Below are 15,628 nucleotides of genomic sequence, written 5' to 3'. Positions count from 1 at the left end.
TGAAAAGGTATAGCTCGGATTCCTCCTAAGTGGGATTCCGCCACTTATTCATTGCGGAGCCACTCCTCCGAATTGTCAAGAAGACCCACGATTTGGGAGTACAAACCGGTCCATGAGATTATCATTATGTGTCAAAAACAAAGCAACGAACAGTCGTTAGATAGTCGAAAGCGGGTCTCGGAGTGTATCGAGAGCAATGTGTGTCCTGAGTGTCAAGGCCAAATCATTCAGAAGGGCAATGGAGGTGAATCGACTTGTGAAGGTTGTGGGTTGATTTTCAAGGAAAGTCGAGTCGATCACGGCCCGGAATGGCGTGCGTTCACGTCGGAAGAACGTGATGAAAAGAGTCGTGTTGGCGCCCCGACGACGCATCTGATGCATGATAAGGGACTGAGTACTACCATTGGTTGGCGGGACAAGGATGCCTACGGACAAGCAGTTCCTGATCGCAAACGCGCTCAACTACAGCGCCTTCGGATGTGGGATGAGCGGTTTCGGGCGAAAGATGCCCACGAGCGGAATCTCAAGCAAGCGCTGGGTGAGATCAACCGCATGGCGTCGGCTCTCGATCTTCCGAAATCAGTCCGAGAAACTGCCGGAATCCTGTATAAGCGTGCTGTAGAGAAGGACCTGCTACCTGGCCGATCGATTGAGGGGATGTCAACGGCTTCGTTGTATGCAGCTGCTCGACAGCATGGGACGCCACGTCCACTGACTGAATTCTCCGACGTAAGTCGTGTCAAAAAAATCCGAGTCCAGCGAGCATACCGATATCTTTCCCGTGAACTCGGGTTGGAGATCGAGCCGCAAAATCCGACTCAATATCTTCCACAATTCGCGTCATCACTTGATGTGAGCGACGAAGCAGAACGGCGTTCTAGAGAACTTCTTGGGGTGGCAACAGATAATGGTGCCCACAGTGGGAAAAACCCGGCAGGGTTGGCGGCCGCCGCGCTGTATGCTGCGACCCATCTTACGAACGAACAGCTCACACAGGAGACTGTAAGTGAAATCGCCCACGTCAGCCAAGTAACGATCCAAAATCGATATCAGGAACTTCTTGAGGTGTATGAGAAGCATGCCTGAATGGGTGGTCCGTTCGGACAGCAAACAGCTCTTCATTCACTCATAGTCCTAATTCTAATATGAGCAAATTTCAGATAGAGACCAAGATTGATCGAGATACAACAGTTAGTAGCCAGCCATCTTCTTACGTAATAGAGACTCTTAATGCCGTTGACGGATATCCGACTGCTGGCGAACAAACATGTACCCACTTTCATAATGACGAGTTCATCAGTTCGCTCGGGCGAGACCTCTACGAAATCATTGAAGAAACGGCACAACGATCCGAAACTCAGTATAGGTTATAACACCCCGCTATTAGTATCACTATGCCGACTCTCATCTCGCGATTCTTTCGACAACTTACCTGGTATGAGCTGGATATCGTAACCGGTCTTGGATCCGAACCATTAGGAGCATTCCCGAAAAACAATCGGACACCACATTCCGCCCAACACATTTAATAGAACAATGCGAGACAATTCTGCGTCATCTGAGGACACACCGGCGTTACAGGATGTCCTCGATGCGTTGGATGATCCTGAGTGTCGATCCATTCTCCGCGAAACCATTGAACCCATGACTGCAAACGAATTGAGCGATGTCTGTGACATCCCCAAGTCGACGTTGTATCGCAAGTTAGAACTTCTCAGCTCCGCTGCTCTCGTACGAAAGCGGGATACGATCAATCCCGGTGGCGGACGTGTCACTCACTACGAGCGGTCATTCAATGACGTACTGATTTCTATGGATGACACGGGTGAGTTTTCGGTGAATATCGAGCGGCTATCACAGTCTACCGACGAGCGACTTGCTGACATCTGGACAATGATGGGGGACGAAATATGAAGGGAGTTGTACCCGCAATTGCGATAGTTAAGTTTGTAATCCTGATTCTCGGGGGTGGAATTACTTATATCGCGTTCAAAGCTTATCGGCGAACTGGTGAGAATTCTCTCCGCGTTCTGGGTATCGGATTTGGTGTCCTCACGCTCGGAGCACTGTTGACAGGCGTAGCTAATCAGTTCTTCTCTGTCTCATTGGCATATGTTGTCCTCATAAATAGTATGTTCGTCGCTTTCGCACTCACGATTATTATGTATTCTTTGTATATTCAGAAATAGCTCTGATCTCGTCATATCGTATTTGCTATCTGAAACCACAGAAGTAGCTCTGTTGAAATTCTTTGAAGCTGATAGAAATTGGGTAGTCTCGAATAACGGGTGAGCGTGCTTGTCTGTGAGGGCGAACGTATCTCGGTCGATAGGGTGCTTGCCGAGAGCGAATGTGCGGTCGAGAAGGCAGTCACGGCGGGTGAATCACCTTCCAACCCTGATGCGAGTGGGCGACAATCTCGTCGGCGAAGCGGTCGTCACAAACGGGGCTGCTGTGTTCACGGTGAGTGACAGTGTATCCAGCAGCGTTGACGGCTCATCACGTGGGTCTGGAGTCACCAGAGTGGAGACCACGGCGTCCAGTGAGGGATCGATCGGTTCGGGTCGTCCGTTATTCCAGTCGTCGTGGACGGAGCGGTACTTGCTGGCGGCTGGTCGCTCGTGATGGGGTCTGACGTCTCGATCGCCATCCTGACGGCGTTGTCAGTGTCTTGATCGGGTGTCCATGGGTACTCGAGTTCACGACACCACTCTCCGTCGCAACGAGTATCGAGGAATAGTGATCCGCGGTATCATCGTGTTCGACGAAATCGTCTTCGAGTGTCTCCGAAACGACGACGTTGTCGTCGGCGAGTCACAATTGGGTAGAGACGACACGCTCACGCAGCTGAGCAACCGTGATACGAAGATCATCGTTCTGATCGGCGATGACGAGGATGCCACTGACTTTCTTGACAGCTACCTGCCGTCGACAACGTGTTTGCAGGAGTTCCGCCTACGGTAAATACGACCGTTGCGGTAGCAAAAGCAACCAGACATAGGCTGGTGGTTGCAACTAGTTCTACGAAGGTATACCTGCCCAACACGTGATTCTGTGAAGCTAGTCGTGTAGTGGGCAGATACGAGGGCGGCCTATAGAAAGTCGAAGCGGGTTGGATATGCTCCATCGAGGATTTGAACCTCGGTCCTCGGCGCGAGATGTCGAGATGATTGGCCGAGCTACACCAACGGAGCATATTGATCTCACTGGTGAATCCAGTTAAGCCTAATCACTTCACGAAACAGAATTCGACATCCGTAGACGACTCATGATGTCTACATAACGAATCCATGGTCACTCCGACTTTGCGAGTTCGGTACGTCAAATGAGGTCGGTGTCCTACGTATTGGGTATCCTCCTTTGCCTCTTATATTGGGGACTTTGGGCTCTGTTGAAATCCTCAGCAAGTGATATATTTGACCCAGCTGCGATCAATCCAGACGGTGGACTTACCGTCTCCTAACGTCCCCTGATAGTACATGAGCGGGGAAAGCGAGACAGGACCGAGCGGGAAAGACACGGGAATAGGGATGGCGATTGGACTTGCGATTGGGGTCGCTATCGGTTCTGCTACGGATAATATCGGACTCTGGCTCGCTATCGGAGTGGCACTTGGTGCTGCAATTGGTGCCGGACTGAGTAACCGGGAATAGAACTGTATAATTCTTGATTGCGGAGTAGGCAGATCTACTGACCGGCTGTTTCACACGAGAACCTATCTGAAGAATAGGATTTCAACAGAGCCTAATAATTCTATCCGTTGTGGCTCTCCGCTAACTCGATGTGACCTGCCGATTGTGGACTGTGTTGAGTGTTGATGAACCACCGAACGCTACGTCAATTATTACCCGATCTCATCCCATCGACGGACAAGTGCGATCCCGAAGATGAAGACAATCGCCCCCACACCGAGCTGTCGCCCGACCGTGTTGAACTCCCCGTTCTGGAGCGCGACAAATCCTCTGATAGCCATAATCGCCGTCACCAGACAGACGAGCACGAAAACGACACGCCGGGTATCCATACGGCGGCGTTATCGGTCGACATAATAAACGGTTCGCCGCTTCCCGGCGAGAAGGAGGTGAGGATATGTTTAACATGATCTGTTCTTTAAAATCGGCTGTTAGCCACTCCTTCAGTCATGGTCGATCCACTTATCGCTAGCCGGCTCCAGTTCGCCCTCACCACAACCGTCCATATTATCTTTCCGGTGATGAGCATGGGGTTAGCCCCGTTTCTTATCTATTTTACATGGAAGGATATTCGAACTGGCGAGCCGGTGTACGAACAGTTGCGTCGCTTCTGGACCAAGATCTTCGCCATCTCCTTTGTTGTCGGCACCGTTACTGGAATCGTCCTCGAATTCGAATTCGGGACGAACTTCGCGGCGTTTTCGATTGCCGCCGGCGAACTGTTTGGTGGCCCGCTAGCCGTTGAGGGGATGATGGCGTTCATGCTAGAGGCGACGTTCCTCGGGATCTTCGTCTTCGGCCGTGAGCGCGTCGGTGACACACTCTACTTCATTTCAAGCGTCGCTGTCGGTCTTGGCACATGGCTCTCGGCCGTGTGGATTCTCATCGCGAACTCATGGATGCAGACCCCGCGTGGCTATGAACTAGTCACCGAGGGCGGCCAGACGGTCGTCAAGCTCGTTGATCCGCTTGCAGCGTATTTTAATCCCCGGTTCGGATACATGTTTGTCCACATGCAGAACGCAGCCGTCGAATCGGTCGCGCTCTTCATGGCCGGCATCGCCGCCTACTACGTGTTCAAACACCACGTTCGTGAGGTCGATGTCGACAACGTGAATTTCTGGGAGACGACCCTGAAGATCGCCCTCGTCGCTCTGCTGATCACGGCCCCGTTTCAAGTCTATCAGGGCGACATGTACGCCCGCTCGGTAGCCGAAACCCAACCGCAGAAGTTTGCCGCAATGGAGGCCGTCTGGGAGACCGACTCCTACGTGCCTGAGTATCTTATCGCCGTCCCGACGAACCTCGATTCGATCACCGACCCACGGGCGAAGGAACTGTTCGGCATCGGGATACCCGGTGGCGCGTCGTGGCTCGCCAGCGGGGGGGATCCGACCGCCGAGATACGTGGATTGAACACCTTTGAGAGCCAGGCGCCGCCGGTCGCTATCGTCTTCTGGGCTTTCCGTGCGATGGTCGGTATGGGTTTTTGGTTCATCCTATTATCGTTCTGGGGTGGCTACCGATGGTACAAGGGCCAGCTACTGAATGATGGTCTGTTACACAAGGCACTGATGGGCTCGTCACTGCTGGGCATCCTCGCGGTCGAACTCGGCTGGATCGTCACCGAGGTCGGCAGACAGCCGTGGGTCATTCAGGATGTGATGAAGACCAGTGAAGCGGTCTCACCTGGGTTAACGGGAACTGAAGCGACGATCTCACTCGTTGGCTTCGCCGTGGTGTACCTTGCGTTGCTCGGGCTGTATACCTACGTTATCACTCGGGTCATCCGCAACGGCCCGCCCGGTCGCGAACAGCTTCGCGAGCGTCCTGATCGCACACCTATGTCAGACACGTCGGCCGCGGGAGGTGCCGACGATGACTGACGTGCCGACGGTCATAGGGAGGTCGACACAGACTGATACTGCCAGCGGACAGCCGGGAGGTAGCATCAATGATTAGCGTCGAGTCGCTCAGTGCTGGACCGCTGTTCGGCCTCCCTCTCCCTGAGATGTGGTTCGGTCTCATCTTCACGCTGCTAGCGACGTTCCTGTTTCTCGATGGGTTCGATTTCGGGGCAGGGGCGATTTACGGTCTGCTCAATACCGACCGGGAACATGAGGCTGTCCTCGCTGCCGTCGGTCCGTTCTGGGACGGCAACGAGGTCTGGCTGGTCGTCTTTGGCGGCACACTCTTTGCTGCCTTTCCCGCGGCCTACGCGAACCTGTTCAGCCGACACTACCTGCTGATGTTCGGGATTTTGGGTGCGCTCATCCTTCGTGGGCTGGCGCCTGAAATGTACGAACAGCGTCATGACGAGCGCTGGCAGCGGGCGTGGAGTGTCGCCTTCGTTGCCGGGAGCGTCCTCGCGCCCTTCCTGCTCGGTGTCTTCGCCGGCAACTGGCTCGTCGGCAACGAGGGATCCGTCTCGCTCATCGGGGTCGTCGTCGGCTTCACGCTGACGCTGCTGACGGTCGTCTCCGGGGCGGCGTTCCTCCGGCTGAAAGCGCCACTCGTTCTGCCCGAGCGGGTGTCGACGTACGGTCAGTTCGCGGTCGTCGGCTACTTGGTGGCGGTGGTGGGAACGCTAGCGATCCTCGCCGTGCGACTGCCCGGTGGGCTGTTAACACTGCTACATCCGACCATCGTCGTGTTAGTGGTGATTTCGATCGGCCTCACCGCGGGATACATCGTCGCCATGCGGCGCGGTGAGAGTCTACTGGCACTCGGGGCGGCAGCGGTCCTCACGTACGGGCTGATCACCGTCGTGGGGATTATTATGTATCCCGCCATCGACCCAGCAACTGGAGCAACGATCAGCGAAACCATCGTCTCGACGCTCCCGCTGAATCTGATGTCAATAGCCGCCGCACTGTTGTTGCCGCTGGTGGCAAGCTACTTTGTCGTGCTCTACTCGGCGTTCAGTGGTCCCATATCCCCCGAGGAGGCTTACTGACAGTGGTCGACGCCAACGTTCCTGACGACGGGGAAGGGCCCACCGTCGCGTCGGACGAGCAATCGATTGATGCCGACCGAACGTGGTTGTTGTCGCGCATCCTGCTGACGTGGGCTGAGCTCATCGTTGTTGGACTCGGTGGCGCGGCCCTCGGTGGAACGGTTTCCGGACCACCCGGATTGATCGTCTATCTGGGAACCGTCCTCGCCTCGGTCAGCGTGCTCCTGTACAACGTCGATCAGATGATACAGCAGCGGCTCACGCTTGTCGAAACGAACTAAGAGAAATGTGCCAGAAGGGCGTTACTCTGGGTTGGATCCCGATGGCGATAGATTGCCGATCAATCCTTGTTCTCGGAGCCCGATGCCGAGGAGGACAACCGCATTCGGCAGAAACAGGAGTGCACCGAGTGCCGCCACCGTGTCTTCGGTCTGGACGCCGTAGGTAACGGCGAGCCCAGCGATGACGAACCCCGAGACGCCGAGGAAGTACATCTGATACTTATAGGCCCTCGCAAGCGCCTGTTTGAGTAATGTCATGATTATATTCCCGCATATGAATTCAGACCATATATACAAACGGATCTCTGACGTCGATCTCATTTTCTCCCAGAAGCAGAGTCCGTAATTAGGAACGATGGGAACTACCGATAGTGGGCGAAAATGTATCAGATAGACTACTGTTAATGTAGGCACCAATGAGTAGGCTCGAATCAAATCTCCGAGCCGTCCCTTGGCTGGCTGTAAATCATCCACTTTATTATCTCACACCACAAAATTTAATAAATATTGTTAATATAGGGGGGATATATAGCAGTCAAGTTAATAAGTTTGAGAGCATTCATTTCACATAATGACGTCACCACCAGAAGAAGGTGGTCACGACCACGACCACGACCACGATGGACACGGAGCCGACGACGTAATCGCGACACCGTCGGAAGAGAGCGAAGTGGCCCAGTTCTCGGTGCCCGAGATGGACTGTCCATCCTGTGCGGGGAAAGTGGAAAATAGCGTCCGGAAACTCGACGGAATCACCGCCGTCGATCCACAAGTGACGACAGGAACTCTCTCTGTCTCCTACGAGGGAGATCAAACGTCGCCAGACGCGATTACCAAACGCGTCGAAAAAGCTGGCTACACGGTCGAAAATCAGGGCGAGACGACCGCGACGTTCACCGTCCCCGAGATGGACTGCCCCTCCTGTGCGGGAAAAATCGAGAATGCTCTCGATGACCTCGCGGGACTCTCGAGTTACGAGACACAGCCGACGACTGGCAAGGTGATTACGACCTATGATGGCGACTCCGTCTCACCATCGAAGATCGTTGCGGCAATCGAGAGCGCTGGCTACGAGGTGACTAACTCGACAGCGGACAGCACGGACACCGAAAGCGACCCTATCGATGAACGCGAGAGCGTCTGGACCAGCTCGCGGGCGATCAAAACCTGGATCAGCGGTGGATTCGTCGCGCTTGGACTCCTCTTCGAATTCTTCCTCACCGGCCAGAACGTTCTCGTAGCCGAGCTCGTCGGGCGCGAGTTACTTGTCGCCGATATCCTGTTCCTCGGCGCGGTTGGGATCGCTGGCCAGATCATTTTCCGCAACGGCTACTACTCTGCGTTGAACCGGAATCTCGACATCGACCTGTTGATGAGTATTGCCATCAGCGGCGCCATCATCGCCAGCCTCGTCTTCGGGGAAGCGCTCTACTTTGAGGCCGCTACGCTCACGTTCCTGTTCAGTATTGCAGAGCTGCTTGAACGCTATTCGATGGATCGTGCCCGGAACTCACTCCAAGAGTTGATGGATCTATCGCCGGACGAGGCGACCGTAAAACGCGATGGCGAAGAGGTAACCGTTCCTGTCGATAACGTGGCTGTCGGCGATGTCGTCGTCGTGCGTCCGGGTGAAAAAATCCCGATGGACGGCGAGGTTCTTGACGGAGAGAGTGCTGTCAACCAAGCCCCCATCACAGGCGAGAGCGTGCCAGTGGACAAGACACCGGGTGACGAGGTGTACGCTGGCACAATCAACGAACAGGGCTATCTCGAAATCGAGGTCACCTCCGAAGCGGGCGATAACACACTCTCGCGCATCGTCCAGATGGTCGAAGACGCACAGTCCAACAAAACCGAACGCGAGCAGTTCGTCGAGCGGTTCTCATCATACTACACCCCCGTCGTCGTCGGCTTTGCGGTCCTGGTTGCAGTTGTCCCGCCGCTCCTATTCGGGGCATCGTGGCCGACGTTCATCGTCTACGGCCTCACGCTGCTTGTGCTTGCATGTCCCTGTGCGTTCGTTATTTCCACACCCGTCTCGGTGGTGTCGGGGATCACCAGCGCCGCGAAGAATGGTGTCCTCATCAAGGGCGGCAACCATCTCGAGGCGATGGGCGCGGTGGACGCCATTGCAATGGACAAGACCGGCACGATCACCAAAGGCGAACTCACCGTCACCGACGTCGTCCCGTTGAACGACAACAGTGAGGACGATGTTCTCCGCTGTGCCCGCGGGCTGGAATCGCGGTCGGAACACCCCATCGGCGATGCAATCATCGAATTCGCCGAGGAGAGTGATATCGGAGCGCCGACAGTCGATGATTTCGATAGTATCACCGGGAAAGGCGTCGAAGCCTCTCTCGACGGCAAGAAACACTACGCAGGGAAACCGGGATTCTTCGAGGAACTCGGGTTCAATCTCGAACACGTCCACGCGACGACCGACGGCGGTGTCGTCACGACGAAGAGTCAGCAGATGTGTGAGCGCAACAACTGTCTCGACCTTCTTGAGGGGACGGTCCCCGAACTCCAATCACAAGGGAAGACTGTCGTCTTAGTCGGGACTGAGGACGAGATTGAGGGCGTGATCGCCGTGGCCGACGAGATTCGACCCGGAGCGAAGGCAGCGATCCAGCGGCTCCACGATCTCGGCGTTGAGCACATCGTTATGCTTACCGGTGACAACGAACGTACGGCCCGGGCGATTGCCGAGGAGGTCGGCGTTGACGAGTTCCGCGCAGAACTCCTGCCCGACGAGAAGGTCGAGGCGATCAAAGAACTCGACGAACAGTACGCCGGCGTCGCAATGATCGGCGACGGCGTTAACGACGCACCCGCGCTTGCGACGGCGACCGTGGGTATTGCGATGGGTGCCGCTGGAACGGATACTGCTCTCGAAACAGCAGACATCGCACTGATGAGCGACGACCTATCGAAGCTACCGTACCTCTACGAACTCTCGCACGATGCGAATAGCGTCATCCGGCAGAACATCTGGACAAGTCTGGGTGCAAAAGGGCTTCTCGCACTCGGTGTGCCCTTCGGACTCGTCCCGATCTGGGCAGCTGTCCTTATTGGCGATGCTGGTATGACTCTTGGTGTCACCGGCAACGCGATGCGGCTCTCCAGAATCAAGCCAGATTCGTTACTGAGCGAGTAATTAACTTGATCGGTTATTAACATTCACCAGTTGGGGATGAACACGAATGAAAAATGCTCGACTAATAAATCTACCAACAGAGACTGGTGGATTCGGTATACTGAAGAATCCTAACTGTGAAATCATCACTGATAAACACTTGATACCCGAATTTACACATGAACGGCTCTGTTGAAATCCTCAGCAGGTGATATGTTTTGCAGATGTGCTGAATATAGAGCGCGAATCGGCCACCGCCGGGAATCACTCACCACTCGGTACAGTGGGCTGGCTGTCGTCAGCCGGCGGAGCCGGAACTAGTACCGCCGGCACGACTCGCGTGAGTACCACCATCCCACTCAACTCGACCAGCGTCTGCGTCACGATGATAGCCGGCACCAACTCGTAACCCGCTGGCAGCGCAAGCCCCAGCGGCAAGACGACCAGAGAGTTCCGTGTCACGGACGTGAACACCAGTGCCCGCCGCTCGCCAACGTCCATCCCGAACAGGCCGCTCACCAATCGTCCGAGCAACGGCATGACGAAGAGAAACGCGACGTAGACCGGCACGACCACTACAATTTGATCGAAGGCGTCCTGTACACGCGGGAGTTGCGAGGCGATGACGACGAACAGTGTTACGCCCATCATCGGCACGGGAAACCACCCCAGCGTCTCCTGCCACCCCGCGACCCGCCCGGAGCGCTCCGCGCCGGCTTCGGTGAGCCACGCCAGCCCCAGCGGCAGCGCGATGATCAGCACGAACGCCTCGATGAACGGGCCGGCCTCGATGACCGCCGCGATCTCCGGGCCGACGAACAGCCACAGGTACAACGGGAGCAGGAGCAGTTGCACCAGCATCAGCGCCGGTGTCGTCGCGGTGAGCTGTTCGGCGTCGCCGTCCGCGAGGTCGGTGAAAGTGATGACGTAGTCGATGCACGGCGTCAGTAGTACCATCAGGACACCGACGAGGACGACTCGGTCGGACGGGAGGACTCGGGTGAGTCCCCACACCACGACCGGTACAACGAGGAAGTTCAGCCCGAGGGCCACTCCGATGAACCGCCCGTTCGTGAACGCCCGGCGGAGCCGCACAAACGGGATTTCGAGGAACGTGACGTACAGCAGGACGGCCAGCACGGGGTTGATGAGTCCCTCGATGGGCGTGGCCCACATCGGACGGCCCGCTCCGATGACCACCGCCAGCGCGACGGCAACTGCGTACACGAGGACTTGGTGCCGACGGAGCCACTCCTTAGCGTCCATTCGGACAAGGGTTCGTGGGGACGAGCCTAACACCCTTCGCTACCAGTTACACTATCGCTTCGTCGGGCTGTAACGGGGGAGCTGACGCGAATCAAGAGTCGTTGATAGATACACCCTCTGTATCTCGCACGCCGGTCCTACCAGTTCCTAAGGATTTCAACAGAGCCACATGAACTGGATTATTCGTAACGATGGCTGAGTGCGACCAATGCGGTGCGTATGAAAGTATGCCGTACCACTGTCGCCGGTGTGGGGACACATTCTGTGCCGATCATCGCCTCCCAGAGAATCATAATTGCCCCGGTCTGAATGACTGGAACGAGTCGAAAGGGGTTTTCAATTCTGGAGTTGACACCTCTGTTGAGAATCGTGATCGCTCTGAGGAAAGTACTATTGAGCGAGCGAAATCGATTGTTGACCGGCAAACGCCCACCAGTGGGGTGATCGGGATTCTCCGCCGAAATACAACTTATCTCTTCCTCGGGCTTATGTGGGCAACGTTCATAATACAGTTTGTCATTTTTCCTCTTTTTATTGACATTTCTCCCGGATCCTCACTGTGGCGGTCGGTGTTTGTCCTTTCGCCACAGCAGCCCATGTATGTCTGGACGTGGATAACATCCATTTTCGCCCATGGTGGCTTCACTCACATCTCTGTCAACAGCATTGCGCTGTACTTCTTCGGGCCGGTTGTTGAGCGTCGCCTCGGAAAGGCACGCTTTGTAGCGTTATTTCTCGTTGCGGGCGTGTTCGCTGGCCTCGCACAGGTTGGGGCGACACTACTTTTGAATCCAGGAATGCAGTCGGGAGTTGTCGGTTCGTCGGGCGCCATCATAGCTGTGATGGGAGTACTCACTGTTCTCCGACCCAAGCTCACAGTGTATCTGTACTTTCTCCTCCCGGTACCTCTCTGGATACTAACCATCGGATTCGCCATCTTCTCAGCTGTCGCTGGTCTCTCCGCTATCGGTCCTGGAAGTGTAGCGAATTGGGCCCACCTCACGGGGCTGGGTATCGGTCTCGCATATGGAGCGGTTGTTAAGAAAAGATATGACGTCCCTGAATCAATTCATGTCGGCCGTGGTTCAGGCGGCTCAGATCGGTGCCGCTTCTGAGTGAACGCACATATAGTCTCTATCCTCGCTATCAGCTGTTTCACCAATTGCTAGAAATTTGGTCAATTGTGACATCTTCTCCGTCGTAAACAGTAGTTGTCGAACCTCTCAACACAGCGCATATCGAGGTTACTGATCGTCAAACTCGGCGGATTCTCTCCTCGAAGAAAGATCGAACCCAGTGTGAAAATGTTCTATCGCCGCTAGTTGATATCCTGTAAAAAGTTTCTGAGACTCCGCTCTGCTACCGCGATCCGGAGACGAGGAACTTGACGATGTTACTCACGAGGACCTCGTTATCGTTGGTGTAGATGTAATCGGAACCGAGCAGGGAGCGGTCCCCGAGGGCGATGACGTTCCCTTCGCGAGCGACGACAGTATACTGTGCCTGCCGCCGAGTTGTTGAGAGCGCTGCCGTCTCGTTCGTCACAAGCGTGGCCGATCCGCCCACGACCGGGCGGGCAGTGTACATCGTGACCCGATCGACCCCCTTGGTGATCGACGAATCATTGGCCGGCTTGGCATAGACGGCGCGGTAGTTTGTGTTGTACCACGCTAGATTGTAGAGGCAGCCCGCATCGTATCCGAGTCCGAACTCGCTGGCAATGTTCGTCATTGGCGTCGAGCGTGCCGGCCCGTTAGCTCCCCGTTGGGTAGGTTCGTTGACGAGCAGGATCCGGCCGCCGTTGTCGGAGAAGCGGGCTATCCGGGTCTGCTCACTGGCGTTGTACTGCTCACCGGGTCCGATGACGACAAATGCATCGGCGCTTGCGAGCATCTCGTTGAAGCTCTGGTGCTCGGCTATCTCGTCGGTATAGAACTCCACATCGTGGCCGGCTTCAAGTAGGCGCGTAACCAAGGGACTGATTGCCTCAGGCGTGACGCTGTTGTTATGATTCTGGTCGATGACGATCGTCTTGTTGGAGGCGGCGCGCTCCGCACCGTCGAGGACTCGGGCGTCGCCGCGGTCCGTGCCGGCACGGAGCCGCTGATTCCCTTCCCCGCGAGCGCGGTGTTGATCAGCCCGTTCATCTACTTTACCGCGTTCGGGTTCACTCTCGCCTGCGTCCTCGCGACGTACGCGCTGGCGAACCGCGGTTTCGTAGCCATCGTGCCGCGCTAGTTGGGGTGGCGTCTCTACGGCGATTCTGACCGTATCGCCCGAGTTGAGTTCATCAAGGCTCATCCCATAGAAACTCCCGAGATCGGGATCAAGGGACGCTTGGAGTGGCCCTTGGGCGACTGTGTCCCCTCCTCGGTTGAGTGTTGCTGAGAGAGTCATCCTCGGGAGCATCACGCGATTGTAGGGCGTGCGCGGAGAAACGATCAAGAAGGGTCCTTCAGTATCACTAAACCGATGGTCACCGTCTACGAGAGCGACGAGTATCGCCGCGTCGCCGGATTGCCCTTCGTGGAGTAATCGACCGGGAAGCTCGGATTTTGTCGGTACGACCGGTTCAGGGATCATGTCCATATCCATTAGATCGACTGTCCCGTGGGTGCCCGATTTTTTGCCTAACCGGCGAATCTGGCTCTGTTGAACTCCTACTCTTCAGACATATTCTCGTCTGAAACAGCTAGTCGCTGAAGAGTGCCTATCTAGCATCGTCGTCTTCGTCAACCCATGCTCCGATGAGTGTCTCCTCACCCTCCTGCCGCCACAGGATTTCCACAACGTTCGTTTCCCGCAAGAGTTGGAGCCGTACTTTCATCGCCATCAATCGTGTCGCTTGGCTCCATCTCATCATCTAACTCAGACCATGCGATGGTGTCTGTCTCTCGGGACTCCCAATCAACAACAACCTCGCGGAAGTACACATCACCCGCTTGTAGGCTCTCCTGGCCACCCGTATGCTGAACATCTAATCTATTAGCCACATGGTCAGCACCCTGAAACTCAAAAGAAAAACAGGCGACCTCGTCGCACCTCGTTATCCCATAGTAACCAAGAGCCCCAAATCCGACCGTTGCCGCACCGCCCAAGAGAATGGCTCGCCGCTTCAAGGACATACCTGAAACCACATAGTAGTGATAATAGGCTTTTTGACTATTTGTCCTTGTTCCGGTAATTCATTTGAGTTGGGCGTCGTTGGTAATTGCACCACCTGTACTGACCGCAGCCGAGGTCAGAATGTATATGCCGCTGATGATTTCAACAGAATCGATCGTTTACAAATAGCAGCTAGTTTACGAGTTCGAAGTTTCGTTTCTGTCTTCTGGTCGGAATACCTCTATCCAGTAATTCGTCTCTTCGTACTCAACAATATACACACCAGACACAGTAGAATCCGCGGTATTATCCTCTGGAGTGACTGTTTCCTCACCAGAAAAGTACTCAACCAGCTCGTCAAAGCTATCCGGAATTGATTCATCTTGTGATACCCTATAACCATGTTCATCCGAGATCGCCTTGGACACGATGCGCTCCTGTGCTTCCGAGAGGTCCGAAAGTTGGAATTCGTGTTCTTGTCGAATCTCCTCCCCGTACCCCTCTGCAGATTCATGAACCACACGAGCACTATACGTGAACTCTCTCACCGTTTCTTCAGAGCGACTTTCAATGGTGATCTGGGCCTGAATCCCTGAATCCCAAACGATCACCGGCTGATCACGTCGTGTTAAGTTTAGCATTGGTTCCACCAGACGGCGAAGGTTTGCAACCACGACTCAGCCGAAATAAGCGACGCGTTGCCGAACGTATTTGAGAACGAGGAAGTTCGTCGTTTTACCTCTCGAAAGACACGTTCGACGCTGTTTCGATTTCCGTGTTTTTCGTAGCGGAAATCGAGGCCGAGCCGGTCGAGCGCACTCGCCAAGTGCGTTGCACCGTCGACGAGAAAGGTCGCTTGCTCGATCTGCTGTTGCTCGCGGAGATCACGCAGAAACAGCACGGTGAGCTGCGTCGTTCACGTCTGAAACAGCCGGACATGGAGGATTTCGTTCGTGGCGGGATCGACTGCCGCGTACAGCCAGTGGCGCTGGTCGTTGACCTGAATCACCGTCTCGTCCACCGCGATGTGATTCGGCTCGGCATCGCTTTCCGGCTGTAGGTCGGCTTTCTGCACCCAGTTGTGGATGGCCGTTCGACTGCGCTTGACACCCAATTTATCGAGTATCTGTTTGGTATTCGCAACTGATAATCCAGCAACGTGGAGGTGAATACCTACTTCAATGATCTC

The 15,628-nt window shown here is 55.2% G+C and carries 14 protein-coding genes, 1 tRNA gene and 5 pseudogenes; 11 read left to right on the top strand and 9 right to left on the bottom strand.

Features of this window, described 5'->3' with window-relative positions:
• Positions 1-126 precede the first annotated feature (126 nt).
• The 4 genes from CK500_RS14905 (at position 127) to CK500_RS14890 (ending at position 2,964) form a co-directional block, all read left to right on the top strand.
• A complete protein-coding gene (locus CK500_RS14905; protein ID WP_095638017.1) occupies positions 127-1,086 on the top strand; it encodes a transcription initiation factor IIB in 960 nt (319 codons plus the stop codon).
• A gap of 450 nt (positions 1,087-1,536) precedes the next feature.
• Entirely contained in the window at positions 1,537-1,914 is a 378-nt protein-coding gene (locus CK500_RS14900) for a winged helix-turn-helix domain-containing protein (protein WP_095638016.1), read from the top strand.
• Positions 1,911-2,189 (top strand): DUF7521 family protein, encoded by a 279-nt coding sequence (locus CK500_RS17630; protein ID WP_095638015.1) that lies wholly within the window; start codon positions 1,911-1,913, stop codon positions 2,187-2,189. Before CK500_RS14900 ends, CK500_RS17630 begins: the two co-directional genes overlap by 4 nt.
• 568 nt (positions 2,190-2,757) lie before the next feature.
• On the top strand, positions 2,758-2,964 hold the full coding sequence (locus tag CK500_RS14890; protein ID WP_144049568.1) for a hypothetical protein: 207 nt from the start codon (positions 2,758-2,760) through the stop codon (positions 2,962-2,964).
• Between the two features lie 155 nt (positions 2,965-3,119).
• Here the strand turns inward: CK500_RS14890 and CK500_RS14885 are convergent.
• A tRNA-Glu gene (locus tag CK500_RS14885) sits at positions 3,120-3,194 on the bottom strand.
• 650 nt (positions 3,195-3,844) lie between these two features.
• Positions 3,845-4,024 (bottom strand): hypothetical protein, encoded by a 180-nt coding sequence (locus CK500_RS14880; protein WP_095638013.1) that lies wholly within the window; start codon positions 4,022-4,024, stop codon positions 3,845-3,847.
• A gap of 117 nt (positions 4,025-4,141) precedes the next feature.
• Here CK500_RS14880 and CK500_RS14875 point away from each other — a divergent pair, with 117 nt between their 5' ends.
• From CK500_RS14875 to CK500_RS14865, 3 genes are all read left to right on the top strand, one after another.
• The gene (locus CK500_RS14875; protein ID WP_095638012.1) at positions 4,142-5,578 is read left to right on the top strand and encodes a cytochrome ubiquinol oxidase subunit I; all 1,437 of its coding nucleotides are present in this window, start codon (positions 4,142-4,144) and stop codon (positions 5,576-5,578) included.
• Between the two features lie 68 nt (positions 5,579-5,646).
• Positions 5,647-6,648 (top strand): cytochrome d ubiquinol oxidase subunit II, encoded by a 1,002-nt coding sequence (locus tag CK500_RS14870; protein ID WP_095638011.1) that lies wholly within the window; start codon positions 5,647-5,649, stop codon positions 6,646-6,648.
• 2 nt (positions 6,649-6,650) lie between these two features.
• Positions 6,651-6,929: a hypothetical protein gene (locus CK500_RS14865; RefSeq protein WP_233139212.1), complete on the top strand. Its 279-nt coding sequence runs from the start codon at positions 6,651-6,653 to the stop codon at positions 6,927-6,929.
• 21 nt (positions 6,930-6,950) lie between these two features.
• Here the strand turns inward: CK500_RS14865 and CK500_RS14860 are convergent, their stop codons facing one another.
• On the bottom strand, positions 6,951-7,187 hold the full coding sequence (locus tag CK500_RS14860; protein ID WP_095638010.1) for a hypothetical protein: 237 nt from the start codon (positions 7,185-7,187) through the stop codon (positions 6,951-6,953).
• A gap of 313 nt (positions 7,188-7,500) precedes the next feature.
• Between CK500_RS14860 and CK500_RS14855 the strand changes: the two genes are divergently transcribed.
• Positions 7,501-10,089: a heavy metal translocating P-type ATPase gene (locus CK500_RS14855; RefSeq protein WP_095638009.1), complete on the top strand. Its 2,589-nt coding sequence runs from the start codon at positions 7,501-7,503 to the stop codon at positions 10,087-10,089.
• 243 nt (positions 10,090-10,332) lie between these two features.
• On the opposite strand, the gene CK500_RS14850 is transcribed toward CK500_RS14855, so the two are convergent.
• The gene (locus tag CK500_RS14850; RefSeq protein WP_095638008.1) at positions 10,333-11,334 is read right to left on the bottom strand and encodes an arsenic resistance protein; all 1,002 of its coding nucleotides are present in this window, start codon (positions 11,332-11,334) and stop codon (positions 10,333-10,335) included.
• A gap of 191 nt (positions 11,335-11,525) precedes the next feature.
• On the opposite strand from CK500_RS14850, the pseudogene CK500_RS17835 reads away from it, so the two are divergent.
• Both CK500_RS17835 and CK500_RS14845 read left to right on the top strand, forming a co-directional pair.
• A pseudogene (locus CK500_RS17835) lies at positions 11,526-11,633 on the top strand (AN1-type zinc finger domain-containing protein); the annotation flags it as partial.
• A gap of 141 nt (positions 11,634-11,774) precedes the next feature.
• The gene (locus tag CK500_RS14845; RefSeq protein WP_394338259.1) at positions 11,775-12,449 is read left to right on the top strand and encodes a rhomboid family intramembrane serine protease; all 675 of its coding nucleotides are present in this window, start codon (positions 11,775-11,777) and stop codon (positions 12,447-12,449) included.
• A gap of 244 nt (positions 12,450-12,693) precedes the next feature.
• Here CK500_RS14845 and CK500_RS17625 read toward each other — a convergent pair.
• Positions 12,694-13,287: pseudogene (locus tag CK500_RS17625) on the bottom strand (DUF4350 domain-containing protein); the annotation flags it as partial.
• Positions 13,288-13,374: 87 nt separating this feature from the next.
• Here CK500_RS17625 and CK500_RS17620 point away from each other — a divergent pair.
• Positions 13,375-13,554 (top strand): annotated as a pseudogene (locus CK500_RS17620) (DUF63 family protein); the annotation flags it as partial.
• Between the two features lie 45 nt (positions 13,555-13,599).
• On the opposite strand, the pseudogene CK500_RS17865 reads toward CK500_RS17620, so the two are convergent.
• From CK500_RS17865 to CK500_RS17615, 4 genes and pseudogenes are all read right to left on the bottom strand, one after another.
• Positions 13,600-13,917 (bottom strand): annotated as a pseudogene (locus tag CK500_RS17865) (DUF7350 domain-containing protein); the annotation flags it as partial.
• A gap of 176 nt (positions 13,918-14,093) precedes the next feature.
• Positions 14,094-14,459, bottom strand: a complete 366-nt coding sequence (locus tag CK500_RS14835; RefSeq protein WP_233139211.1) for a hypothetical protein — start codon at positions 14,457-14,459, stop codon at positions 14,094-14,096.
• A 177-nt stretch (positions 14,460-14,636) separates the two neighbouring features.
• The gene (locus CK500_RS16935; RefSeq protein WP_144049565.1) at positions 14,637-15,050 is read right to left on the bottom strand and encodes a hypothetical protein; all 414 of its coding nucleotides are present in this window, start codon (positions 15,048-15,050) and stop codon (positions 14,637-14,639) included.
• A gap of 23 nt (positions 15,051-15,073) precedes the next feature.
• Positions 15,074-15,628: pseudogene (locus tag CK500_RS17615) on the bottom strand (IS6 family transposase); the annotation flags it as partial.

Source organism: Halorubrum salipaludis, assembly GCF_002286985.1.
Taxonomy (GTDB): Archaea; Halobacteriota; Halobacteria; order Halobacteriales; family Haloferacaceae; genus Halorubrum; species Halorubrum salipaludis.
The sequence above is the reverse complement of the archived record's forward strand: the minus strand, read 5'-3'. Positions and strand labels throughout refer to the sequence as shown.